We start from the raw sequence: 25,904 nt of genomic DNA on the forward strand, positions 1-25,904 counted from the left end.
TCTCACTTATTGAGCGCAAATGTAATAATTAAACTACAAACACAAGCACAATGTCATTCTTTTCTTCCCGATTCCTCGGCATATTGCTTGGGAAGCATACCGAACATTTCTTTAAAACACTTCGAGAAATAACTGGGTGAACTGAATCCTACCCGGTTCGCTATTTCAACAATCGGCAACTGACTTCCTTGTAATAATTGTGCCGCCCGTTTCAAACGGATGCTGCGAATAAAGTCTGTCGGTGTATGTCCGGTGATGGATTGCAGCTTGCGGTAAAGGCTCATACGCACCATCCCCAGATCACCGCTCAATTCTTCTACGCCATATTCCGGATTGTCCATGTTCTTTTCTATGTATTCCAGACACTTCTGTATGAGCTGTTCGTCTACTGAAGTAATGGTGATAGCACTCGGATTTATTTCTATGTTCTTACGGAATTCCTGTTTTCTCTTTTCCTGTTGCTCTATCAGCTTTTCAATGCGTACCATCAGCATATCAAAGTTGAAAGGTTTCGACATATAAGAGTCTGCTCCTACTTCATAGCTGTTAATCTTGATATCATCGGCAGTGCGGGCCGTCAACAATATCACAGGTATATGGGAAGTCTGCACGTTCGTCTTGATCCGACGGCAAAGTTCGATACCGTCAACTTTCGGCATCATAATGTCGCTGATAATCAGGTTTGGATTTTCCTCTATTGCTTTTCGCTCTCCTTCCTCACCGTCTGCCGCTTCAATGATCTGATAGAAATCTTCCAACTGTTCTTTCAGGAAAGTACGGAACTCCTGATTGTCCTCCACTAACAACAGTTTCTTCAGGTTATCATCAACTGTAGATGTAGTGGTTTCTTTCTCTTTAACATCTGATGCTTCCGTTCCGATGATTTCTTCCGGCAGTTCGTCCGGTTCCGGTTTCAGGTCCATCGGCAACCAAACAGTGAATACTGATCCACGATCTATCTGACTGTCCACTTTAATACGGCCACCATGTATATTTACATATTCCCTTACCAAATGAAGTCCGATGCCACTGCCTATTTTTTCGTCCCCTTCATTTCCTACCTGATAGAAACGGTCAAAGATATAAGGAAGGTCTGATTCGGATATTCCGATTCCAGTATCAGATACGGATATTCTCACGTAGTTTCTTTCTTCTATCTCTTCTGTCGCGAGCTGTAAGTTCACTGTGCCTCCCTGCGGTGTATATTTGAAGGCGTTGGACAAGAGATTATTCACAATCTTATGTACCTTATCCCGGTCGAAGAACATATAAAGCGCTCTATGTTCCGATTGGTTCACAAAGTTAAGGTGCTTCTCTACTGCCATTGGCATGAAGTTGTTATAGGCCGAAACAATAAATTCCTCCATATCGCCGTTCATCAGATGCAACCTCTCTCCTTTCATTTCCAGTTTGCGGAAATCGAGTAGCTGATTCACCAATGACAATAGGTTTTGAGCATTCTTATAGATGGTATTCAGTTGTTTTTTCATCGCATCGTCTGTCAATCGACGTATCACCATGTCTAATGGCGTGATAATCAAAGTCAGCGGAGTGCGGAGTTCATGGCTTATATTTGTGAAGAAGCGGAATTTCATCTGATCCAGTTCTTCTTTCTGCTTCAACGCTTCCTCTTCTTGCATACGAATCATCTTCTGCCGGTTGCGGCGGTTTATTACGTAGATCAGCCCGAAGATTAAGAGAATAACTAAAATTACATAGAAAATACGAGCGGCCAGTGTATCCCAGAACGGGGGATGAATGACAATTTTGAATGCAGACTCCGGTCCCCATATCCGGTCGTTTCCGGCAGCGGACACACGGAAGATGTATTCGCCCGAAGGGAGATTATTATAGACCACACGTCCTTGTCCATTCTCAAAAAGGGTTTCCGTCCATTCTTTGTCAAATCCTTCCAGTTGGTAACGGAAAGAGGTTTGAGAAGGATTAGGGAAGTTCAGACCAGAAAACTCAAGTGTGATATAGTTCTCATCATATTTTAATTGTACTTCGTCCGAATAACTTAATGCTTTATCAAATAAGACACGTCCGTTATATGCTTCGCCCGAAACAACCGGAACATTAAACAAGCGGAATGAAGTAAACAGAGGACGATTGAGGCACTGATTATCTATCATGTTTTCTGGTGAGAAAGCGATAAAGCCGTTCATCAGCCCCAGGAAAAGCTGATTGTCCCTGGTCATTAACGAAGGGAAACTATATAAATCATCCTGACGGATTTCATCTTCCGACAGACAGCTGATTACATGAAAACTGTATTTATCTGCTCTTCTGTCTACTTTTATCTTATAAATAGAAGTGACTGTCGAAATCCATATATCATGGTTCTTATCTTCCACTACGTTCAGGATAGCTTTAGACAGACCTTCTTCTTTCCCTAATGTGTAGCTTTGCCCATTGTAAGTCAAAACGCTCAAGCCATATTGTGTAGCAAACCATAAAGTTCCCTCATGGTCTTTGAGGATCTGATTATACTTGATACTTCCCTGATTGAAAATAGAATTAGCCTGCCCGTCTTCCTCCGGTATCCATATTTTATTCGTTGCAGGATCGTAAATGTAGAGTCCGTTATCACTGCCTACGACCAACCGGGATTGATTATCTATGGCCAATGCATTCGCTACTTTATATTTTTTGAGTTCGGGAAACTGTTCGGACAATAAGTTTATTTGCCCGTTTTCAGGATTGAATAATCCTACACCACCATATATACTTACCCACAATCGACCGGAAGAATCTTCGACCATGACACGGATATTACTGAAATCCAATTCATTCTGATAATCCGTATCGGGATAATCGTAAGATTGTACCTTTCCATGATCTATGCAGTAGAGCCCATCGTGGTATGTTCCGACCCAAACACGCTTCTTGCTGTCCTCATAAAGTACACGGCAATTCTTCTGACTGAATTCATGATAGAATCTGTTCATGCTTTTAGTCTCCGGTTCATAGCGATAGACACCCTGCGTAGTACCCATCAGAATTTCTCCTTTAGATGTTTCGAGCATACAGCGGATTTCCTCTCCTTTCCAGTCGCCATTTATCATCTTCTTATTGTACAGCACTATTTTATTCATGCTGGGATGATAATAACACATTCCCTGATTATAAAGTCCTATCCAAACGGAATTATTTTCCCGGTCGCAATAGATGCTTTGAATACCGTTTCGTACTGTATTACCTGATAATAAAGGAATATCCAGTGTCCGGGTTACAGAGAAATTGTGCATATCAATGACATAGAATCCATCGATAACGGTTCCTACCCATGCATTTCCGCCTTTATCCACGTCCATAGAAGTAAACCATGAATAGTGTCCGAGTTGGATACCTGAAATTTGGTTCCATTTTTTATTATAGACATCATAATAGCCTACTCCACGATCCCACATCAACCAAAAGTCACCATTATCGAGTATCTTCAAAACCACACGGTCATCCGGTTTCAGTTGGTCTTTCAGGAAATCAAGTTGATGCACGAAACGTTTCTTTTCTAAATCGTAGCAACGGATAGCCCCTTTCTGATGAACCATCCAACTGTATTTTCCATGACTTTCTACTCCGAGTAATCCTCCATAGTATTCCATAAACTCATCATTCCTACAAACCTGTTCGATTGACTTTGTCTCTGCATCGTACATATAGACAGAGGAACCCGGCGTCAGAAACCAACAATGTTTCTCTGAATCAATAATCAGGTCCGCCACTTTATCCTTTAAGCCGAATTGTTGAAATAAAGAATCTACGTTATAGATGTACTGTTCGGTAGTCAAATCGAAGACACGCAGGCTCTTGCGTTCTTTCATCCACAAACGTTTGTCGGCATCAATATATTGTTCGGGAATAATATGGTTATATGCTATCGAATATTCGCCATGAATATTGAAAGGGAAATTTGAATAGTTCGCACCATCATACAGGCTTAATAACACAGTACTTCGCACACCGATACGTCCGTCGGGAATGGGGAAAACGCTTTTTACATAGTTATCCGGTAATCCTTCGACAACTCCAATCTGGCGGAATACATAAGGGGATTCTTGCGAGCTAATATAACCCGGATACAATAATCCCATTAGTATGATTAACAAACATATTCGAATTTTCATGGCCATCTTTTTTTGTAGTACTATATTAAGTACGAACGAAAAATCAAATCCCCTTATCCTGCTTTACTATTATTTTCTGAATTTCGAGTTTATCTCCGGCTTGCTCTATCTGTAAACGAAGTACACAAGCTCCTGCGGGAAGAGTGAGTTTTCCTATTTCTCTTTCCGTCCATTGTACAGAGCTGGGTAATTGCATGGGTTCTGTCTTTACTTCTGAATCAGAAGCTACGGACAATAAAGAATTTCCTTTTGATTGATAAACAAGATAAACGGTATAATCTCCATCGGTAGGAATACTTACAGTATAATTCATCCATTCTCCATCTTCTATTTGGGTAACGACGTAATTATCTTCTTCTTTTCGTAGCTCTACTGCTCCGTCAGGTCTGTATTCGTTGCCACGTTTCTTTCCTACATTGTGATAGGTATGCCCTTCGGGATCTTCCGCAAGACAATAATAATCGTAATCGGCAGCCGATATTTCACAAGGCAGCAAATGAATTCCTGATACACGCTTTCCCGTAGAGAAAGAAACGGGATCACCTGCCATCCAGGGAGTCAATCGCTTGGTCAATGTTCCCCAGCCAGTCCATTCATAAAACCAGTTGGGTGCTATCCCCCAGTTTTCGCAACCGTGATGTTCTATCATATAATCACGGTAACGTTTCAACCAAGTATAGTTGTTCTCCGGCAATCCAGCACGTACTGCATAATGCGCCAATGCCATTTCACGAGTTCCGCCACTACCTGCTACGTCTCCACGTCCGTGAGGAGATACGGCTACGGATTCCCAACGTCCACTACGGCTTTTTATCTGGAGAAATTTTCCGTTCTCAAAGGTAACTTCATTTGAATTCTTACTATAACTTGTCGGTTCCCAAGGCTCTTTTTGCTCTTCATAAGTCTGGACTTTAGAGAGGTTATAACGATAGTTCCATTCCAAACCAAGAAGCAAACGGTTATTGAGACAATTATACAAAGAATCTCCCTGATTCCATGCCATTTCTGCGATAGCTACATAATTGTGGATACCTGCCAATACATGTCCCTGGTCGCGACTCGACTCCTGACATTGACCGTTTGGATAGATATAATACTGTAGCTGTTCATCGTATCCATAATCTGAAATCTTGTTTTCTCTTCCTTCCAATTTATAATCAAGCATGGTTGGTGATTTCTTAATCGGTTCTTTGCTAGTGACCGTCGGTCCTGAAGGATAAGGTAAATCATCCGGTCGATGCTTCATTCCCAATAAATAACGGTAAGCACGGTCATACATTACTTCGTTATCTAAGTAAATCCCCATTGCCATCATTCCACGAGCAGCGAAAAGTCCTTGATTACCAAACCTTGCGGCATCGAAATTAAAAATATTCCAATAGAATGTAACTCCGTTCTTTGAATCATCCCAGTAATTTGCATATTTGGAAGAGAAATCTTCCGTATTGCTATATCCAGGATAGACCAACATATTTTTAAAACGTTGCTGGTCTTCTACTTTCCAACCGGAATAATCACGCATTAATTCGGCGGCATCAATTAAAAGGTAAATCTTTCCGTTATCTAATGGTCCTGTTCCACGACTACTTGTATTGGTATAATAAGAATTAGCATTCAGATATTCGACCGCTTTACGGGCATAAGCCTCATCGCCCGTCAGATGCCAAAGCAATGCTAAGTCATGTGCCCGCCTGCCATCTACTCCGATAGTAGCATTAAAACGTCCTTCTCTGATTTGTTTTCCCCGATTGATAACTTGCGTATTGAGTGAAGAATAGGGAGATTCCTTTAATTTCAGAAAAGTAGAATAATAAGGCTCGTGTTTCGCCTTGACCATAGCTTTCATCCGGTCTAAATCACCTTGGGTATAGGTGATTCCGGGATGGATAAAGTTACGTCGTTGCGCTTGCACTCCATCTTGAATATTCCCAATCCATACAATCCCAATAATCCATATAATTTTGTTAATCATAGTGCGATTCGTTTTTTATACAAGTGATAAGCAAAGATAGTATTTAGTAATAGAAAGGAGTTCAAAGTGAATGAAACATTTACTTTGATTAGCATAAACCCAGGAATAAAACTCTTGTATTTATACTCATGGTTCTCTTCCAGACTCCTTAATTCTGATTCCAGTGCAGCTTTGCTCTCATCTATTAATAGATAAGTTATTATCTTCCTATTGCAAAGTTCTTTCCTTCTAATACTAAAGTTACTCTTATCTAATAGAAATCTATAATTGCAAGCTTTGATTATAAAAACGAAAGTTTCATTTATATAATTGCAAGTTCTAATTATATAAATGAAACTTGCATTTATAGTTTATGTTTAACCTAAAGAAAGTTTGATATTAGAAGAAAAGAAGTTTGCACCTAATACAAAGAGATTTTTCCATTCATACTTCATATACCAGATTATGCTATTTGACTGTGATATTCTTTATGTATTCATTCGTGATAAAATCATCTATATTTTTCATCTTCATACCGTTGATAATCACATTATCGAAGATGATATTCTTGACGGAACGTTCTTTATCAAACCCTTTCAATAGAGATGGATTCTCCCCTACTCCATTATAAATGATATTCCGAAAAATAATATCTTCAATTCCCCGGCCGGGTTGCTTATCATACTTTGAATTGAAACGAACATTAATATGAAACAATCTTCCCTCCTGAATATTCTCTACACGGATATCCTCAAATAATACTTTGCGTACCAAGTTTTTATCACCGCAATCCACTGCCATACAGCCCTGATAAAGAAGATCATCTTCATCATGTTCCAGAATATCGACATTACGGACAGTTATATTCTCAAGAATCTCTCCAACCTTATCGTCCGGGTTACCGTGCCCTCCAATATTGATCGGATGAGCAATATCCGCCCAAAGGATTGAATTCTGTAAAGTCACGTTACGACTTCCTCCGTAATAGTTCCAGCGATGGGCATAGATGGCAATACAATCATCACTGTTCCGCATAAAAACATTGTCTATTAATACGTCACTGCAACACATCAGATCTATGCCATCACTCCATCCTTTACAACTAAAAGACTTTAAATTATTGATGGTCAACCCTGTAGACTCACCACCAAATACTGTATAGTGATCTGGATTTATAACTGTAATACCGTCAATCCATATATTTTTAGAATGAGTAACTTCTATTCCACGGATCGGATGGTCGAGAATACCACGCCCGACAATGCGTACATTTTCAGCTTTGTCAATCAATAATTTAGCTTTTACAACAGCTCCGGGAGCTAAATAAACAGTAGTATTGGAAGGAATCTGTATCTGTGTATTCGGCAAATCTTTCGGACGATGGACACCCGGTCCGAAATACATTACTTTGTCACTGCTTTCAGTATAAGTTTCTGTTTCTAAAGGATTAGCAAACAAATGAAGATTATGCAAACGATCACCGTTAAACTCAATCGACAGGCATTGAGGTCTAGTGAGTGTAAAAAAGATAGCATTGTGGTTTACCGTATGTTGTATACCTATTGCTAACGGACGGATTTTCACATCCTGAATGGTGCCATTGTTCTTTTTCACCATCACTTCTACGGGACTGCCTATATCAAACTGTACCATTGAAGCAGATTGTACCCGATCCATATCTACTTGGACTTCATATTCGAATACATCTTTCCATTCACCGCCTGCTTCACGTACTTTGACTGTATAATCATCATTATGTGGCATACCAGTGTTCAATCCTTCCGGATAGGTTACTAATTGGGCATTCCCGAATGTCGAAAATGCAATAGCTATTGCTAACAAACATTTTCTTTTACCTGATAAAACTCCTACTATATTCATATCACTAAACTATGTTATATTTTAATTATTCTGTTTATTGAAGTTCTTTCTAAAACTATACTTCCTATTCCACCCAGGTTGGCAAACTGGTAACAGAAACTATAGAAAAAATAACCAATGCAAAAAATCTCCTTTATTGTCTATTACGAACAATAAAGGAGATTTACCTAGAACATTCCAGTTTTTTCAGTCTTCTTATTTTTTACTTTTTACATACGGTTCTGCATATTGAGTCGGTAGTGCTCTCGACATGTCTTTGAAACATTTAGTAAAACTAGTATAAAATACACCTTCCTATTCTTTATTATAGCTTTATTCGAACGGAACTGCCAAGTACTAGAATATGAATTGAAAACGTCCCTGTACTACACTAAAGTTTGTGCTTTCGATCTCTTTGATATGCGAGCCGGGGATGAAGTAGCTATAATTCAATTTGACAGCAATGTGTTTATTGATATAGTAATTCAATCCGAAGGAGAGGTCTTTCTGTGTTCCGCCTTTTATTCCGGCATCATTCAGAGAGAGATAATTGAAACGGGCACATAGTTCGAGTGCTTTTCCTTCCGGTCTTCCGGGACAGGCTACTTCTTCGTCATACAGATAATTCTGTCCCAACAATAGCCAGGAACATTGCAGATAAGCTCCTTGTGCCGTATAGTTCTCAAAACCCTTTTCCCGTTTTACATGGGCGCGGATGTATTCACCCTGAAGAAAGAATTTATGATAGTAAATTAGCAGTTCGGTTCCTATTTTAAATTGGGATGCTGCATGATCTACATCTGCTTGTATTAATGTACGATTATCAATCGTGCTCACGCCCGGAGATTTATAAGTAAACGTATTCCTGTTCTCATCTTCGGGAAGCGTGCCGTCCGGTGTACGATGGATAGCTGCTAATCCTATATGTATCAGTTTCGCTTGCTCATAAAGTGGACGGTAAACCAAACGTCCGTCAATGGCATATCCTTGCGATGCGTTTTTCAGGTTGCTCAAATCATTATCGGTAAAGAATCCGCCACACAGATAGTAATATTGGGTACGATAGGAATAGGCTACTCCCATACGTCGGCTATTTGTCAATGCCAGCACAGCTCCCGGAGATTGGTTGAAGCGAAGATCAAATGTACTACAAATCATATCGAGACTGAATGGCTCATAGAATTGTCCTATCTGAATGGAACTATTCTTATAGGAATAGGTGGCAAAAGCATCTTTGATGGCTACTTTGTTTCCGGCATATCCCATTTCCAGTTTCATTCCCTAGTTCTGATAGGTAGCTTTTACACCGATGCGAAGGTCATTAAATTCCGTGCCGTTGCCAAAGTTATTCGGATTCTTCAGATACACTCCTCCATCCATTAATAGACGCCCGGTGATTTTATATTGTATGCCATCGGGCAGATTCTGTGCCGTTATCCGGGAAGTCGTTAGTATTAGAGATAGAAGGAAGGAGAATTTCAAATATAGTCCTATTATTTTCATCGTCCACCTTTTATCAAATTTGTGAAAAAGTAGTTGGCTCCATACCTTCTCCCGTAAATTTTATCCCGTTGCTCATTTCGGCTTCTTTCGCTTTCTTCAGTTGTTTCTCTTTTTTATAGCGCTGTATCAGGTAAATCATGGAGCAGGTGAAAGCAACCGTACAGATCAGTCCTACGTAACCGGATAATATATTATAAAATTCCAACCAGTTTATGTCTGCATGGGCAAATTCTTTGAACATCAAGACAAGTACAGTTCCCGTATATCCGATAAAATCAATGGTCACAATGAAGAAACCGACATTTCCTTTTATCTTGAAACAAGCGATGAAGCGGTCGAAAAAAATGCTTTGAAAACAGAGGTAGGCAATATACAGACAGAGACTTTGGACAAACAGCCAGGTGATTGCATCCAATTGCAGAGAATCATAATTGAAAGATATAAAACTCATGGTGGCTGTCCCAAGTACGACCAATCCCAGCAGGGCAACCAAAACTTTTATGTTACTTTTCACAAAGACCATCGCTCCGAATAACGCCAGAATTATTAATGTAACGACTGTATCTACCTGCGCAAACATCCATGAGGACTGTCCGTTCATATCAATAATCTTCACCAGGAAATCTTCCTTAATATCTCTAAGCACTACCAACATTAGGTTAGCTACAAACAATAATACAAGAAATGGCATAAAGTCGATGAACAGTTCTTTCCGTTGCTTGCCATTCAGAGTTACACGACTACTCTTTTGTTCTATATCTTGTGCCGTAGGTTGTGGCAAACGGGTTAAGCTATATCCCAAAAGAGCCAATAAAGGAAGTGCAAAAGCACCGATAAGTGCCGGCATCCAAAATTCGCTGACGTTCAATGTATTCATAACGAACAATCCGATGGATTTTGCCGTTCCCGAACTGATAACAATACTGATTCCTAAAAGACTGGCCAAAATATCCGTAGTGCGGCGACCTTCGATAAAACTGAAAATAACTCCCCACATACAGCCCAATGACAATCCATTGAAGAACATGGCAAACATATTATAAGGAGTGGGAAGTGCTCCGAACGCAACCAATGACAATTCCGCTACGGCAATGGAAACGAGTATAAACTTCAGGCGATTCTCTCTCTTCAATTCGGAAATCAACTTGATACCTATAAACTTGGCTATCAGATAACCTGCTATCTGAATGATAGTAACCAGTACTTTATAATCAAAGCCGAATGCTTCTATCCCGTCAAAAGTAGCAGCTGTGAAAGGTTTGCGCAATGTATAAACCAGTGAGTAAGAAAGAAGGGCTGCTCCACCTGCCCATAGAATAAAGAGGAAATCGGCTAATCTTCTGTTTGAACTTAGTTTCGATATTGCTTCAGTAATCGTTTTCATACGTTTTCGTTTTAATTTCTGGAGCAAAAGTAGAGGAGAATAGCAAGGGAGAAAATGAATTCTAAAGATTCATTTTATTCATTATCAGGTAGAAATGGAAGTAATATTAATGTAACGTTTATGTAACCGTAATTTCTTGGAAATGGAATACAAAAAGGGTTGCACAATCACTAATCCGGTATTGCGCAACCCTTTTTATTCGATTTCTTATTTTTCTTCTTATTGGAAAGTAGGCATCTTGAATCTGTACAATAATCCACCTACCATGGAAGCTACGCGGTCAGGTCTTCCTTGTTCGGAGCCATCGTATGTATCGGTACGGATACCGACTTTAGGTTCGGCATACAGATACAAAGAAGAAGCCATTTTCAGCTTTACCTGCACACCGGCATCCATTCCCGGCACTGCTCGGAACTTACCGTAACGGCGTACCAGTCCGGCCGTAACTCCCACAAAAGGAACAACATCTATCACATGATCGGGGCTGTATCCTTTTGCCAATGTGGCCAGACTCATCATATAATCCATACCCAAACCGGCATAATGAAGATTCATCTTCGACGACGTTTTGGCCTTGTACATAATTGTTCCATTTACCCGCCATGCAGATAACGGAGTGTACCATTTACCTATACTTCCTTTTGCTTCTACACCTGCATTCTTCACCAAATCTTTGTTGGCTACGAGCAAGCTACCCAATCCAAGTGCACCGGAGATGAAGTAACGCTTGTCATCCTGACTAAACACGCTACGATTGGCTGCTTTTGAATAAGGAACAAAGCGATAGTGGAAACCTGCATTGACTCCTACCATTACGTCTTTCTGCATAAACCCCAGATTACCTTCAATGAATTTATCTCCATACAAGCGAATCTGCGGTTCAATGTACAAACCAAGAAAATCATTCACATGCCATAATCCCTGTATGCCTGCATTAATACCCGGTTGGAACTTATGGTCTGATTTGGAAGTATAAGCAAGGTTGACACCTACTGAACCTATTAAATCAAAGATACGATCGGGGTTATATCCACTCATGGTAGACGTTATGTTCCACAAGTAATCAAGACCGCCACTGACGCTGGCATGTCTAAGTTTGCCCGCTTTAACACTTCCCGGAACTACATAGTTCGTAAAGAATCCACCCGTACCCACCAGGCGCAAACCGGAATAAGGGCTCAACCACTTACCGATAGAGACAGAAGCCTGCGGACCTAAAGAACCAAGGTTTTCAAGATTCGTCTTATTCAGGAACATTTGCACACCGATTCCCGAAGTCATAAACAGATTGTCTGCGATGTGATTGCTTGAGAATCCGTTCTTCGGACGTGCCGCACGGTCAATCGTATGATAAGTCAAACCAAAATTCAACTCTCCGAGCTGATCCGTATTGCCACCTACTCCGCGACCTCCTGCATATCTCTTATTATACACATTGAGGCGAGGTTCTATAAATAAATCCACAGAACGGTTGATACGGAAACTTCCTTGCACACCGACTCCTATTCCCGGAGCATACTTGGCGGTTTTATCCACTCCTTTCGTACCTGCCAGGTTAACTCCGGCAATACCGATCAGACTAAATATTCTGTCTTCATCATATCCCCAAAGAACATTATTGATATTCAACAGATAGTCCGCATGCAGATCCACATGTTTAAAGTAGCCGCTTGCGCTGCCCGAAGGAGTATCCGAAAGTCCAACTGTTCCGGACAAACGCAGACCGGAAGAAGGACTGAACCATTTACCGATTCCGGCAGAGAACTGGGGCCCTAATCCTTTAATCGTATTCTTGATTCCCGGAACTTTCAGTGTACTGATACCACCGGATAAAGAGATAAACATATGATTCAGGAAGGAACTTTTATCGAAATCATCGAAATGAATCTTAGTTCCCATCGGAGCAGCAGGCATATAGGTCAGACCTACCAGAACCGAACCAGCCATTTTATAGTTTCTCCAACTTTCCGTATACGCAAAACCGTCATTATACCATCCGATCCGCGGTTCTACAAACAAATCCAATGTAGAAGAAAGACGTACATTTCCCTGTAAACCGAGATGAGCGCCGTAATAAAGCTGACCGCCGCCTTTCAAATCCGGATACTTTTCGGAACGATCGCTATTGTCGCCCACCTTAGAATAACCGGCTTCTATACCTGCAATCCCTACTAACTCAAAACAACGGTTTGCATTGTATCCGTATGCCAGGGAGGACATATTCAACAGATAGTCCAGGCTGCCGCCACCCATTTTTATTTTAGAATCGTAGATACTCGACGGCAGATAACCTAAATTCACCCCTATCCGAAGTCCATGAACCGGAGTAATCCACTTTCCCATAAAGAGATGGGCGGTCATTCCCATTCCATCCTGACTATCTCCACTTGTTAACAAGCTGTATGGCCCTATTCCGGCAGAGAAAAAGAGATGTTCATTGAATTTATTGCTCTCGAACTTTTCATTTGCAGGCCGTTTCTGTAACATATATTGCAATGCACCATAATCCTGTGCCTGTAAGGTAACAGCAAGCATCAGGAAGATTGCCACTGCTACATATTTATTGTTGATTCTGAAGATATTCATCGTTTACTCTTGTTGTATATATCATTATTTAATTTTCTGCTCTTCCGGCAGCAAGTCAATAATATCACCATCCACCTTCGCTACTTCCAATAAGGAAGGATCAAGTTCAAGGGCCTTCTCAATGCTCATAATCGCATCACCTATTTTCTCCAGGCGGTTGGCGGCAATCGCTTTTATATAATATTCGCGGGCGGTCTCTACATCCATGGTAGAAATCTTATCCCATGCTTCCTGATTCTTCTTCATTGCCAGCAGCATCACCACCTCATTGAAAGGGCTGGTAGCCGCCACCTTTTCGAAAGCATCATTATAATAACCGGCCAATGCCTGAACAATGGCCTGCAAATCTTCAGAAACCGCTTCTTCGGGAACCAAGGTCAAGACTGAATCTGCTTTTGTATATTTCCCTTCGTGCAACAAGGCAATAGCCTGATTGGACAATAACTCCACCGGTGCCGATTTACTGACAAACGGTTCGAGAATACGTGAATCCGGAGTATCTTTCTGTATCGTTGCCACTGCCAGTTCATTGGCTGCATACGTAAAGTTATCATAAAGTTCAAGAGCTTCCCTGCAATACTTTTCCCTTTCGTCGGGAGTTTTTGCTGTCGTAATCATACGGTAATATTCGAAACGGGTCAGTTGCTTCGGATTCTTTCTGTAAAGTTCTCTAATCTCGTCGTCCGTCAAAGAACGGAAGATTGAATAACCATACGTATATTGCACCTTTCTCAATTTAGGCAGATAAGTAGCCGCAAGTTCCTTGTAGAAAGGTTTCGATTTCAAGACCCCATTCAACCGGTAAGGAGTAGCTGCATATTGTTTGATTAAGTCCTCTACTTCTTTAGCCAGTTCCGGCTTGGAGTTTTTTTTCAGCAATTCAGCTACCTCCTTCCAGGAGGCAACCGATGCATCCGATTTCACCTCCAACAGTTTACGTGTTTCCGGGTCCAGTTGTGCCAGTATACGTTCCAGGGCTTTATCCGTACGCAATTTTGCCAGACGAAGATTCGTCGCGTAAGAACCGTCCGGCGAAGCCACCCCCGTAATATGAAAACTCTTCAAAGAGGCATCCGGGTTCGTCTCAATACCACGCAATTCCTGGTTCAACCGGTTCAGTTCCACCTGATTCTGTGGATTCTTATCATCCAGGTCGGCTTTACCTACCAGGAAGGTTAAGTTTACCTCACCTTTCGTATCCCGCAATTGCATCACGGGTTTCGGAAGATATTTCTCGTCCGTCAGGCTGAAAGCGGAGAATTTATACTCCAAGAAACGAAGCGGGTTGACCGTTCCGCGTGCAATGGAGAAAGAGTCACGATAAATGATATTCCGGTAATTTTCCATCGCCAGATGCACATCTGCACGGTAGTCATGTTGCAGATATTCTATATAGATAGAATCATGGTAAGCAATAATATCCCCCTTGCGCGAAGAAGTAGTTTTCACACGGATATAATCGTGCAAAGGATCTTTATCCATATCATAATCGTACATTCGATTTTGCGTTGTATTATAAGTATCCCCGTCAAATACAACAGGACGCATCAACAGACGCTTTTTCAGTGTCACATCATAAATGGAAGGCTGCAATACCAAGCGGCGATGTGAGTTAAACATCTCCTTAGGCACCGGGACACGGGTTTTCAGATGGAAATAATTGCCTTTGATTTCGATGTCCGTAGGTTCCGGAATCACTTTGTCCTTCACTTTGGAAGTAATCGTTACTTCGTCCAGTTCGATGACGGCATCTTTCAATACTACATTCAGAATCTGCTTTCCTGCCACCTTCACTGTTTTGTCTTCATAACCGACACATGTAAACTTCAACGAGCCGTTTTTCTCAACCAAGACACTGTAACGACCATCCTCGTCGGACATTTCTATACGTTCGTCATTGACCGGATTCAACACATTTACATTCGGAACACTTTTTCCCTGCGGGTTTGTGATATGCCCCTGCACGCGGATCCGTTGGGCGGATACATTCATACCGACGAACATCATCGCCACGAGAAGTATACCTGTTAATCTATCACGTTTCAAATTGATTTTCATTCTCTTTTCTGACTAGCTAATGTTCGTTATCGAATAATATAAACAAAGGATACCCCCAGTTTGACAGGTGCAATGGTGGTCTTACTATCGTTGACCGCACCCGGTTTCGGAGTACCCTTATCATACTTAAACTGACGGTAGCGCAACACACCCACTCCGGCAGTTGCTTCGATGTTCCAATGATCGCCCAGCACCCATGCGTATCCATAGGTCAAACCGGCGGCGTATGCATCGCCTTTGTGATGCACATCTTTTACCATCATATCAAAATTATTCACGAAAGCGGTGATTCCAAGAAAATGACTCACCATCGGACGATTTAGCCAGTAACGAACTTCAGGCTGAAAATGCGTGAAAGTCGTTTTAAAGTTGTCTGTACTGATTGGGTTCGCAGCAATCCCCATGTTTAAGGAGACATGACTACCCAATACAAATTCTGCTTCTACATTCGGACTGGCGGTCAGCCAACCCAATGCATTTGTCTTTACAGCCACCCGTTGTGCGTGCACATGTACACCACAACATAATAACAGAAATGATAACGCAGCTATTACCCTGCGACCATTTCTCATCACATATACCATCATTTATTTCCCACTAAATATTTCCCACTAAATATTTACCCACAAAAAAAGGGCTTACTGTCCATTTTATATACTACTTGGACAGAAAGCCACAAAATTAGAAAAAATATAGTATTAAAAACGTTTAAACACGCTTTTTTTGTTTTTTATTGCAACAATTTCCATCTTAGGCCATAATATACCATACTACGGATAAGATATACAATTTTTCTTTATTACCAATGAAACATCAGATACGCAACAACATAGGCTCCGACGCAGCATCGGGTTTTATCTTCTTATCGCCGATAACAACCGTATAGGGAGCAGAAGAAATAATATACCATTTCCCTTCTTTCTTTTCGAGCAATACATTAGCGGCATTGTCGGTCTGAATCATTACCCCGGGTGCAACCAATTGGGTTCCATTCCCTAAAAACAACGTCCGGTTTCCTGCATATTCATTGCTGATAACAGCATAATCCGCTTTCACTTTCATTCCTTGATAAGTAGCGGTTTGTGCGGCATCAGATAGAGAGAAGATATGATCTATACGTCCGTTTTTGCTTTTCACACAGATACCGGCAAAGTCTTCCAAACCTGCTCCTTCTGCATCAAAGTAAGAGACGGACTGAATAGCAGACGGTTCCTTTTTCGTACTCGGTTCATATATCGAGACAAAAGGACGATTCCAAGCTTCTCCATGCTGACGGGCAACAAATGTCAGCGTCGGCTGCTCCTTTATATTATAGGGCATATTCGGTGTACGGCTTAGCCCTTCGGTCATTGGCGCCAAAGCCGTAAAGATTTCACGATCCGGTTCGCCTTTCATCCAAAGATTCATGTATATATCATCGCCGTCCTTATCTTTCATATCTATGGTGAAAGTTGCTTTGACATCCTTATTGGTCGCAGCCACTTTCTTATCATATAAATAGGAATAAGCGTAAAGATGTGCGCCTGCAAAGGCGAGTTCTTCCGTAGGCTGGAGATTCAGGTCGCTGCCATCTGCTGCCGTCAATGTCAAAGTCTGCCCAAGGTTGTGATAGAAGTAATCGTGCATCTTATCGCCTCCTTTCTCTTTCCGGCTGCGGAATACATCGACATAATACCCCGTCTCCGCCCCGGTAGTGACAATACTCATCATACGGGTCTGATCCGCCCTGCTTTCCGGTTCACGGAAATAAAGGTTACTGTAAGTAACGGACGTAAATGCTTTGCCCGGTTCCGCTGATGCCGGGAAACAGGAAAGCAAATCAAAAGAATGGTTACTTTTCATCACCGGATAGCTCGATATTCCATCCACACAAACTGTATTATGACTGGGGAATTGAGAATAATATTCCGCATAATCCAGTCCGCTATACAGGAAAAGCCCGATACCTGCATCCGGACCCAATACGTATCCTTTTCCGTAAAGTTCCATCGAAATGCCGTTAGCGTGCATGTGATTCCCTTCACTGCCATTCAACGAAATCATCAAACTGTTGCGCGGATGCATACCGTTGCGCTGTACCAGCCATGACACATTGGGAGCATAAAACAAAGGAGAAACATAATCTTCTATCTTTCCCGGCTGCACTTTGGGATTTAGCGTCAGCGGTTTATCTTCAAAGAAAGAATTGACAGATACACGCACATTCTTCTTTTCTGTTTTATCATTTCCCAAATCCGGGTTCAGGCATTTCAATAAAGCCGTGAAATAGTTTTCCTGTTCTTTCTTCCCGTTCGCCTGTGCATTCTGTATCATACGGATAAAGAAGTTCGTACTCAAATATCCCGGATGCGTATCTCCAAAGCCACAAATCATACGGTTGGGAAACAGATATTGGGGAGTGGTTGCTACCGCTTTCGACAATACAGGCATTGCTTTCACCAAATCATATTGCAGATTCGTATCAAACTGATTCACGAAATTGGCATAATCATTGATTACCACACTGCTATATCCCGGACATTCTGCCCAAATTCCCGTATTTATATCGAAACCATAATCTGCCAATCGCGTCAGACTCCATTGGCGGATGCTGGAACGGTTCATCACATAGTCGATATAATATTCACGTCCTTTTCCGTCGGCATATTCTTTATTGTCTTCCAATACCAATCCGACATTCATAATAAACCGTGCCTGTAGCAAATTCCAGTTGTTATGAGGTACACCGTTCGCTATGATATTATCCGCCCATTTCTTAAAAGCTCCGGCGTAGATTTCCATTTTATCCGGGTAATTGGCCTTTAGATAATTATATAGAAAATCGTATAAAGGGACAGCGATATGGAGTGCGTCTTCATGGATGACTTCGAAAGAAGTCAATCCTACCAATGTTTGCTGATGGCCGTGATTCAGGTCGATGGGCACGTTTCTATAATAAATACCTGTCATATATGTATCAAAGACCCCTGCGGCAAGTTTAGCGAATTTCTCTTCATCCGTCATCCAATAAAGGAAAGCGGCATCACGGGCAATTCCCAGGATTTCGCAGTTCAGGCTTTCAATATTCCGGCCTGTTTTGGATGGGTGTACACTCTCCATAGGACGGTCAGGAAGTGCATTATTGCAGAAAGTGACATTCCCGTCCTCATCATCATAAGGAACGACATCCGCCAATTTGGGACGGCCGTGGGTAGCAGCTGTGCCACGGGTTCCCGTGTAGCGCACAGTGGGATAAGGAGCTTTTTCACCACCTGCATGGTCGAACGTTTCACCTTTCACATATACTTCCGTGGCATGAGACTTCCAGTACATTGCCAAACGAGACAGCAACCACGCCGGTTGAGCATCCGTCAGGTTCGTATATACTTCCGTCCGTTCCTTCAATTTATTGAAAACATCTTTCGCCCATTCTTCTTTTTTAATCAGCTTCCATGTTTCCTGCTTTCCCGCCGGAGTAGTCAGTACCCGCGGATGTGTCTGCGGCATCTTTTCCGGCAAAGGAATCTCTTGTCCGGATGCGCTGTTCAGAAAGGATAGAAAACATAGTCCAAGTAAAATTCGTCTCATACTTCAGTTATATTTTTTAGGTTTGATACCTATTAAATACGAAGATAGAGATTTATTTACCTAAATCCTCCGTCAAAGAACAATTTTATTTGTACGAGACTACGCTGTTATTTCAAACAAAGAATTATATTTGCAAAAAACCGACTAACAATTCTGATACTTATGAAAATTTTATCTATCCATGATTTGGCAACAATCAGGAAGAGAGCAGAGCACAATCTTTCATTGCGCGAAGAAAGTAATGAAAAGGTGACTGAAAAGTGTTACGGACTGGCATCCGGTGCGCAACATCTTCAGATTCTGATCTGCGGTGGTACAGGCTGTAAGGCATCTTCCAGCCAGGGTATTACAGACAATCTTCTAAAAGCCATCAAAAAGAACGAAATCACCGATAAAGTAGAAGTCATCACCGTAGGCTGTTTCGGCTTCTGTGAAAAAGGTCCTATCGTGAAAATTATCCCCGATAATACCTTTTACACCCAAGTCACTCCCGAAGATGCGGAAGAAATCATCAACGAGCATATCATCGGAGGACGAAGAATCGAACGGTTGCTGTATGTAGATCCCAAAACGGAACATACCGTCAGCGACTCCAAGCACATGGATTTCTACCAGAAACAACTCCGCATCGCATTGCGTAACTGTGGTTTTATCGATCCCGAAAATATTGAAGAGTATATCGCCCGTGAAGGATACTTTGCATTGGCCGATTGCCTGCTTAACAAACAGCCGACGGACGTTATTGATATTATCAAACGTTCGGGACTTCGCGGACGTGGTGGTGGCGGTTTCCCGACGGGACTGAAATGGGAATTTGCCAACAAGCAACAGTCAGATGTCAAATACGTGGTTTGTAACGCCGACGAAGGAGATCCCGGTGCATTCATGGACCGTTCCATTATGGAGGGCGACCCACATTCGATTGTAGAAGCGATGTGTGTCTGCGGTTATTCCATTGGTTCCACTAAAGGATTAGTATATATCCGTGCCGAATATCCGTTAGCTATCAACCGACTGAAAACAGCTATCAATCAGGCACGCGAATACGGATTACTAGGAGATCATATCTTAGGAACAGATTTCAGTTTCGACATAGAAATACGATACGGAGCCGGAGCTTTTGTCTGCGGAGAAGAAACTGCCCTTATTCATTCGATGGAAGGAAAACGGGGAGAGCCGACTCTGAAACCTCCCTTCCCTGCCGAATCCGGTTATCTGGGAAAACCAACCAATGTAAATAATGTGGAAACGCTTGCCAATATTCCCATTATTCTAACCAAAGGAGCCGACTGGTTTGCAACGATTGGCACAGAACGTTCCAAAGGAACCAAAGTGTTTGCTCTTGCCGGAAAGATTAATAATGTCGGACTGATCGAAGTGCCGATGGGAACTACTCTTCGGGAAGTAATCTACGAAATCGGAGGAGGCATCAAAGGCGGAAAGAAGTTCAAAGCTGTACAAACAGGAGGACCGTCAGGCGGCTGTCTGACAGAAAAACATCTGGACACTCCCATTGACTTTGACAACCTTCTCTCGGCCGGTTCCATGATGGGTTCAGGAGGGATGATTGTCATGGATGAGGACGACTGCATGGTATCCGTAGCCCGCTTTTATCTGGATTTTACAGTGGAAGAGTCCTGCGGGAAATGCACACCTTGCCGCATTGGAAACAAACGTCTGTTGGAACTACTGAACAAGATTACAGAAGGAAAAGGCACAGAAAAAGACCTGGACACACTTGCCACTTTGGGACAAGTCATCAAAGATACGGCCCTCTGCGGACTGGGACAAACCTCTCCGAATCCCGTTTTATCCACATTGGATAACTTCTACGATGAATATATGGAGCACGTGCGGGATAAGACTTGTCGCGCCAAGCAATGTAAATCACTATTAACATATACCATCAGTCCGGAACGTTGCATTGGTTGTCATCTATGCGCCAAAAACTGTCCGGCGGATGCTATCAGCGGACTGGTGCGTAAGCCACATGTCATTGCTCCCGATAAATGTATCAAATGCGGCATGTGTATGGCACGCTGCAAATTCAATGCTATTCTTGTCTGCTAAAATCTTATTTACTATGGAAGAAAAACAAATTACTCTCCAGATAGACGGTCATTTCATCACTGTGCCCGAGGGAAGCACTATTCTTGAAGCCGCTATCAAAATCGGTATCAATATACCTACGCTGTGTCATATCGACCTGAAAGGAACCTGTATAAAAAATAATCCGGCTTCCTGCCGTATTTGTGTGGTTGAAGTGATGGGACGGCGCAATCTGGCTCCTGCCTGCGCTACCCGTTGCACAGAAGGAATGGTAGTAAAAACCAGTACGCTACGTGTGATGAACGCACGCAAAGTGGTAGCCGAACTTATCCTGTCGGATCATCCCAACGACTGTCTCACCTGCCCCAAATGTGGCAATTGTGAACTTCAGACATTAGCGCTACGCTTTAATATCCGCGAAATGCCTTTCAATGGAGGCGAGCTCTCTCCCCGCAAGCGGGAAATCACTGCCTCCATCGTGCGCAACATGGATAAATGTATTTTCTGTCGCCGCTGTGAAAGTGTCTGTAACGATGTTCAGACAGTCGGTGCGCTCGGTGCCATCCGTCGCGGATTCAACACGACGATAGCCCCTGCCTTTGACCGGATGATGACGGAAAGCGAATGTACCTATTGCGGACAATGCGTAGCTGTCTGTCCGGTAGGTGCACTGACCGAACGCGATTATACGAACCGCCTGCTCGACGACTTAGCTAACCCGGATAAAGTGGTGATTGTGCAAACAGCCCCTGCCGTACGTGCTGCCCTAGGCGAAGAATTCGGTTTTCCTCCCGGCACACTGGTAACCGGAAAAATGGTTTATGCACTGCGTGAACTGGGATTCGACTATGTATTCGATACTGACTTTGCCGCCGACCTCACCATCATGGAAGAAGGATCGGAAATACTAAACCGTCTGACGCGCTATCTCAACGGAGATAAATCCGTACGATTACCTATCCTGACTTCCTGCTGTCCGGCATGGGTCAACTTCTTCGAACATCATTTCCCGGACATGCTGGACATTCCGTCCACCGCCCGCTCCCCACAACAGATGTTCGGTTCCATTGCCAAATCCTATTGGGCGGAGAAAATGGGCATACCCAGAGAAAAACTGGTTGTCGTATCTATCATGCCTTGTCTGGCTAAAAAGTACGAATGTGCACGTGATGAATTCAAAGTGAACGGTATCCCCGATGTGGATTATTCTATCTCTACCCGTGAACTGGCACGACTAATTAAACGTGCCAATATCGGGTTCCCTCTCGTACTGGACAGCCCATTCGACAACCCGATGGGTGAATCGACAGGTGCCGGTGTCATTTTCGGAACAACAGGTGGTGTAATGGAAGCCGCCCTCCGTTCTGTCTATGAAATCTATACCGGAGAACCTTTGAAAAATGTAAATTTCGAACAGGTACGCGGACTAAATGGCGTCCGTCGTGCTACCATTAACCTAAACGGATTTGAATTAAAAGTAGGCATCGCACACGGACTAGGCAACGCTCGTCATCTACTGGAAGATATACGGAACGGACATAACGAATATCATGTAATCGAAATTATGGCTTGCCCCGGAGGCTGTATCGGTGGCGGCGGGCAGCCTTTGCATCACGGCAACTCGGAAATACTCTATGCACGCGCCAACGCACTTTACCGTGAAGACGCCAACAAACCTTTGCGCAAATCGCACGAGAATCCGTATATCAAGACATTATACGAGGATTATCTCGGCAAACCGCTAGGTGAGAAATCGGAAACTCTCCTGCATACGCATTATTTCAACAAAGCGATTGATTAACTTTTAAATGAAGAGTATTATGTCAGATATCAAACTAGCCTGTGACATGGCAGAGCAAATCAAAACGATCTGCGACAAGCATGGAAACAAACCGGGCGAACTTATCAATATTTTGCATGAGGCACAGCATTTGCAAGGGTATCTACCCGAGGAAACGCAACGGATTATCGCTTCCAAACTTGGAATTCCCGTATCGAAAGTGTATGGTGTCGTCACTTTCTATACTTTCTTTACCATGACTCCCAAAGGAAAACATCCCATCTCTGTTTGCATGGGTACAGCTTGTTATGTACGTGGTTCAGAAAAACTGCTGGAAGAGTTCAAACGTGTATTAGGTATCGAAGTCGGTGACACTACCCCGGACGGAAAGTTCTCATTAGACTGTCTGCGTTGTGTAGGCGCCTGCGGACTGGCTCCGGTAGTGATGATCGGCGAGAAGGTATATGGTCGATTACAACCGGTAGATGTAAAGAAGATTATTGAAGAATTGGAATAACCGAATTCCCGAAAACAATATAAAACAAACGGCTGCCTTGATAAGTCAAAACAGCCGTTCATTAATATTAAAATGTAAAAAAATGATGCGGAGAGAACGAGATTCGAACTCGTGATACCCTTTAGGGGTATACACGCTTTCCAGGCGTGCCTCTTCAACCACTCGAGCACCTCTCCTTACAATTACCAACTAGAGAAAAAACTCTCCATAAAAACAGAAAGCAGCAAAAAGCTGCTTTCTAGCGGAGAGACAGGGTTTTGAACCTACAAATCTAACCGCTTATATTTCAGCTACTTTGCTTTCAAAATTTCAAATAGGTAACGAAACAGTAACGATTTTCAGATGTTGGGCTTGTCCAACTTTGACCGCTGTTTGTCTGCCTAACTTTCGGGTTCAAAGATACGGCTTTCTTTTGAAACTCGCAAATATCTGATAATAAATATTTTTGGGTTAGTGCAAGGTGCAAGCTATATATATAAATATATACTTGCACCTTGCACTAAAAAAAAGCACTGGGGTACAAATGCTTAAAACAAAATCCGTATCTTCGTAACCGATTAAAAACAAACGTGTATGATAATAACTAACCGTGAAGAAGTAATAGATAAAGCGTTCGGCGTATTTGTCAGGATGAACTACGAGAAAGCAAGCATCATCACGCTTGCCAAAGCCTGCGGGGTGACAAAAACGGGTATCGTTTATTATTTTCCGCACAAGCTGGATTTATTCATGGCTGTGGCGGACAAATACGTGTTGCAAATGCACGAACCGGAAAACAAGTTTGCCGCTCCTGCCGATACGTTGGCGGAGTTCATCGGGCAATACGTGGCGGGGGTAGCCGCTTCCATGAAAAGGATTGTTGAACTGATTGGTGATAATAGTAGCCCGCATGATTGTAGTCCTAACTTCTACTACTTTCACTTTCTGTCACAAGTGCGTATGTACTATCCGGGCATCAGGCAGAAAATTGAGAAAATCTACCGACAAGACTATGACCTATGGGAGAAAGTCATACAGAAGGCAAAAGAAAGCGGGGAAATCAGGAGCAACACGGACGTGAAGAAAACGGCTATCATGTTCCGGCAAATGTTTTTAGGGCTGTCATACGAACAAGCATTTCTAAACGGTTTGAACGTGGACGAACTGGCAGAAAATTTTCGCCATATCTATTCGCTGCTTAAAGCCTGATACTCTTTTGTTTTTTTAACCTCGATTATTTTTGAACAGATGTTCAAATAATGGTATTTTTATCTTATCTTTGGAGCGAAGCAAAATTCAGCGACATGGATAAGGTTCAGAAACAAAGAGGAAGCATCGTGCTACACAAAGAAACAAGGGACGGTGCGGATTACATACGGATAGAATATGCGAACAGTCAGGCTGTCGCCCTGCTGCTCGCCCAAGATACGGGCATGGAAATGGCTGGTAACGGCTCTGCATACATAGCGTCAGCCGCTTTCAGCCTGCCGGATTTTTACGACCGCTATTCGCCCCACGCCTATATTGATTACAGCCGGGTTTACGTGCGGCATCCCAAGCCCAAAAGGGAATACACACTGCCGAAAGGCTATCTCGAACTGCTGGAACAAAAGCGTTACAGCCCCTCGACCGTCAAAACATACCGTGCTTATTTCAGCGATTTCATGGAATATCACAAGGGACGGAACATCGACCGCCTGAAAGTGCCGGACATCAACAAGTACATACTCTATCTTGTGAACGAGAAGAAGATTTCGGTGTCGCAACAGAATATGCGCATCAATGCTATCAAGTTCTATTACGAGCAGGTGAAAGGCGGCAAACGGCAATACTATGGCGGTATCACCCGTGCCAAAGAGTACAAGAGCCTGCCCGAAGTGTTGAGCAAGAATGAAATTAAGCGCATCCTTGCACAAATTTCCAACATCAAGCATCACTGCATGATTTCGTTGGTTTACTCTGCCGGACTTAGAAGAAGCGAATTGCTTAACCTGACCCCGCAGGACATCAACAGTGAAACAATGTCGATTCGTATCATGGGCAAGGGGAAGAAATGCCGTTATTCGCTCCTTTCGCCCAAGTTGCTGGAAGAACTACGGCACTACTTTCGGGAATATCGTCCACAAAAATGGTTGTTTGAGGGCGAAACACCCGGAGAGCAATATTCGGCAAGTGCATTGGTGAAAGTGCTGAAAGAAGCCGCACATCGTGCAGGCATCAAACACCGTGTACACGTACACATGCTGCGCCACTCCTTTGCCACACACTTGCTGGAACAGGGGACAGACCTGCACACGATACAGGAATTGCTGGGACACAACGACATCAAGACCACAACCATTTATCTTCATGTGTCAAGTGCCCATAAAGCAAAAATCCCTAATCCTCTTGATACACTGGATAATTCGTGAGGTGCAGTTATAGAAGTGTAGGAACGACACCATAAGGTGCGGTTATAAATAAATTATAAACAGTAATGCAAAATATGAAACAGAAAATATACCATATTATTATCTTTCTACTCTTTTGGTTTTGTGGAA

General features: G+C 42.6%; 13 protein-coding genes, 1 tRNA gene and 1 pseudogene. 5 read left to right on the forward strand and 10 right to left on the reverse strand.

What is annotated here, in order from left to right:
* Nucleotides 1–53: 53 nt before the first annotated feature.
* From AB5217_RS08920 to AB5217_RS08960, 9 genes and pseudogenes are all read right to left on the reverse strand, one after another.
* Nucleotides 54–4,130 carry a hybrid sensor histidine kinase/response regulator transcription factor gene (locus AB5217_RS08920; RefSeq protein WP_032854688.1) on the reverse strand — a complete coding sequence of 1,359 codons (4,077 nt, stop codon included), beginning with the start codon at nucleotides 4,128–4,130 and terminating at the stop codon, nucleotides 54–56.
* A gap of 43 nt (nucleotides 4,131–4,173) precedes the next feature.
* Nucleotides 4,174–6,102: an alginate lyase family protein gene (locus AB5217_RS08925; RefSeq protein ID WP_032844773.1), complete on the reverse strand. Its 1,929-nt coding sequence runs from the start codon at nucleotides 6,100–6,102 to the stop codon at nucleotides 4,174–4,176.
* A 447-nt stretch (nucleotides 6,103–6,549) separates the two neighbouring features.
* On the reverse strand, nucleotides 6,550–7,962 hold the full coding sequence (locus AB5217_RS08930; RefSeq protein WP_004305858.1) for a glycosyl hydrolase family 28 protein: 1,413 nt from the start codon (nucleotides 7,960–7,962) through the stop codon (nucleotides 6,550–6,552).
* A gap of 336 nt (nucleotides 7,963–8,298) precedes the next feature.
* Nucleotides 8,299–9,444, reverse strand: a pseudogene (locus AB5217_RS08935) (OprO/OprP family phosphate-selective porin).
* Between the two features lie 13 nt (nucleotides 9,445–9,457).
* Nucleotides 9,458–10,828: a DUF5690 family protein gene (locus AB5217_RS08940; protein ID WP_004319656.1), complete on the reverse strand. Its 1,371-nt coding sequence runs from the start codon at nucleotides 10,826–10,828 to the stop codon at nucleotides 9,458–9,460.
* A 219-nt stretch (nucleotides 10,829–11,047) separates the two neighbouring features.
* On the reverse strand, nucleotides 11,048–13,414 hold the full coding sequence (locus AB5217_RS08945) for a hypothetical protein (protein WP_368112807.1): 2,367 nt from the start codon (nucleotides 13,412–13,414) through the stop codon (nucleotides 11,048–11,050).
* A 24-nt stretch (nucleotides 13,415–13,438) separates the two neighbouring features.
* A complete protein-coding gene (locus AB5217_RS08950) occupies nucleotides 13,439–15,472 on the reverse strand; it encodes a carboxypeptidase-like regulatory domain-containing protein (RefSeq protein ID WP_032844419.1) in 2,034 nt (677 codons plus the stop codon).
* Between the two features lie 26 nt (nucleotides 15,473–15,498).
* Entirely contained in the window at nucleotides 15,499–16,044 is a 546-nt protein-coding gene (locus AB5217_RS08955) for a DUF3575 domain-containing protein (RefSeq protein WP_004305849.1), read from the reverse strand.
* A gap of 241 nt (nucleotides 16,045–16,285) precedes the next feature.
* Nucleotides 16,286–19,039 carry a heparinase II/III family protein gene (locus AB5217_RS08960; protein ID WP_368112808.1) on the reverse strand — a complete coding sequence of 918 codons (2,754 nt, stop codon included), beginning with the start codon at nucleotides 19,037–19,039 and terminating at the stop codon, nucleotides 16,286–16,288.
* A 162-nt stretch (nucleotides 19,040–19,201) separates the two neighbouring features.
* Between AB5217_RS08960 and nuoF the strand changes: the two genes are divergently transcribed.
* Genes nuoF through nuoE form a run of 3 tightly spaced genes read left to right on the forward strand, consistent with a single transcriptional unit; the run spans nucleotide 19,202 to nucleotide 23,385 of the window.
* Complete coding sequence (nuoF, locus tag AB5217_RS08965) at nucleotides 19,202–21,109, forward strand: NADH-quinone oxidoreductase subunit NuoF (RefSeq protein WP_070782483.1); 1,908 nt, start codon at nucleotides 19,202–19,204, stop codon at nucleotides 21,107–21,109.
* Between the two features lie 13 nt (nucleotides 21,110–21,122).
* Nucleotides 21,123–22,889 carry an NADH-dependent [FeFe] hydrogenase, group A6 gene (locus AB5217_RS08970; RefSeq protein ID WP_004305843.1) on the forward strand — a complete coding sequence of 589 codons (1,767 nt, stop codon included), beginning with the start codon at nucleotides 21,123–21,125 and terminating at the stop codon, nucleotides 22,887–22,889.
* Nucleotides 22,890–22,908: 19 nt separating this feature from the next.
* Nucleotides 22,909–23,385 carry an NADH-quinone oxidoreductase subunit NuoE gene (gene nuoE, locus AB5217_RS08975; RefSeq protein ID WP_004305841.1) on the forward strand — a complete coding sequence of 159 codons (477 nt, stop codon included), beginning with the start codon at nucleotides 22,909–22,911 and terminating at the stop codon, nucleotides 23,383–23,385.
* Between the two features lie 88 nt (nucleotides 23,386–23,473).
* Here the strand turns inward: nuoE and AB5217_RS08980 are convergent.
* Nucleotides 23,474–23,561, reverse strand: a tRNA-Ser gene (locus AB5217_RS08980).
* Between the two features lie 397 nt (nucleotides 23,562–23,958).
* On the opposite strand from AB5217_RS08980, the gene AB5217_RS08985 reads away from it, so the two are divergent.
* Both AB5217_RS08985 and AB5217_RS08990 read left to right on the forward strand, forming a co-directional pair.
* Nucleotides 23,959–24,573: a TetR/AcrR family transcriptional regulator gene (locus tag AB5217_RS08985; RefSeq protein WP_005924132.1), complete on the forward strand. Its 615-nt coding sequence runs from the start codon at nucleotides 23,959–23,961 to the stop codon at nucleotides 24,571–24,573.
* Nucleotides 24,574–24,668: 95 nt separating this feature from the next.
* Nucleotides 24,669–25,775, forward strand: coding sequence for a tyrosine-type recombinase/integrase (locus AB5217_RS08990; protein WP_368112814.1), 1,107 nt, complete (start codon nucleotides 24,669–24,671; stop codon nucleotides 25,773–25,775).
* The last annotated feature ends 129 nt before the right edge of the window (nucleotides 25,776–25,904 follow it).

Origin of the sequence: Bacteroides sp. MSSM.1001136sp1_RTP21357st2_D2_RTP21359_211015 (genome assembly GCF_040913205.1) — a bacterium.
Lineage (GTDB): Bacteria > Bacteroidota > Bacteroidia > Bacteroidales > Bacteroidaceae > Bacteroides > Bacteroides ovatus.

Excerpts from the sequence above, each read along its gene's own strand:
- nuoF (WP_070782483.1), top strand. The coding sequence starts at position 19,202 with ATGAAAATTTTATCTATCCATGATTTGGCAACAATCAGGAAGAGAGCA.
- AB5217_RS08950 (WP_032844419.1), bottom strand. The coding sequence starts at position 15,472 with ATGAAAATCAATTTGAAACGTGATAGATTAACAGGTATACTTCTCGTG.
- AB5217_RS08955 (WP_004305849.1), bottom strand. The coding sequence starts at position 16,044 with ATGAGAAATGGTCGCAGGGTAATAGCTGCGTTATCATTTCTGTTATTA.
- AB5217_RS08985 (WP_005924132.1), top strand. The coding sequence starts at position 23,959 with ATGATAATAACTAACCGTGAAGAAGTAATAGATAAAGCGTTCGGCGTA.
- nuoE (WP_004305841.1), top strand. The coding sequence starts at position 22,909 with ATGTCAGATATCAAACTAGCCTGTGACATGGCAGAGCAAATCAAAACG.
- AB5217_RS08945 (WP_368112807.1), bottom strand. The coding sequence starts at position 13,414 with ATGAATATCTTCAGAATCAACAATAAATATGTAGCAGTGGCAATCTTC.
- AB5217_RS08925 (WP_032844773.1), bottom strand. The coding sequence starts at position 6,102 with ATGATTAACAAAATTATATGGATTATTGGGATTGTATGGATTGGGAAT.
- AB5217_RS08960 (WP_368112808.1), bottom strand. The coding sequence starts at position 19,039 with ATGAGACGAATTTTACTTGGACTATGTTTTCTATCCTTTCTGAACAGC.
- AB5217_RS08970 (WP_004305843.1), top strand. The coding sequence starts at position 21,123 with ATGGAAGAAAAACAAATTACTCTCCAGATAGACGGTCATTTCATCACT.
- AB5217_RS08940 (WP_004319656.1), bottom strand. The coding sequence starts at position 10,828 with ATGAAAACGATTACTGAAGCAATATCGAAACTAAGTTCAAACAGAAGA.
- AB5217_RS08990 (WP_368112814.1), top strand. The coding sequence starts at position 24,669 with ATGGATAAGGTTCAGAAACAAAGAGGAAGCATCGTGCTACACAAAGAA.
- AB5217_RS08920 (WP_032854688.1), bottom strand. The coding sequence starts at position 4,130 with ATGAAAATTCGAATATGTTTGTTAATCATACTAATGGGATTATTGTAT.
- AB5217_RS08930 (WP_004305858.1), bottom strand. The coding sequence starts at position 7,962 with ATGAATATAGTAGGAGTTTTATCAGGTAAAAGAAAATGTTTGTTAGCA.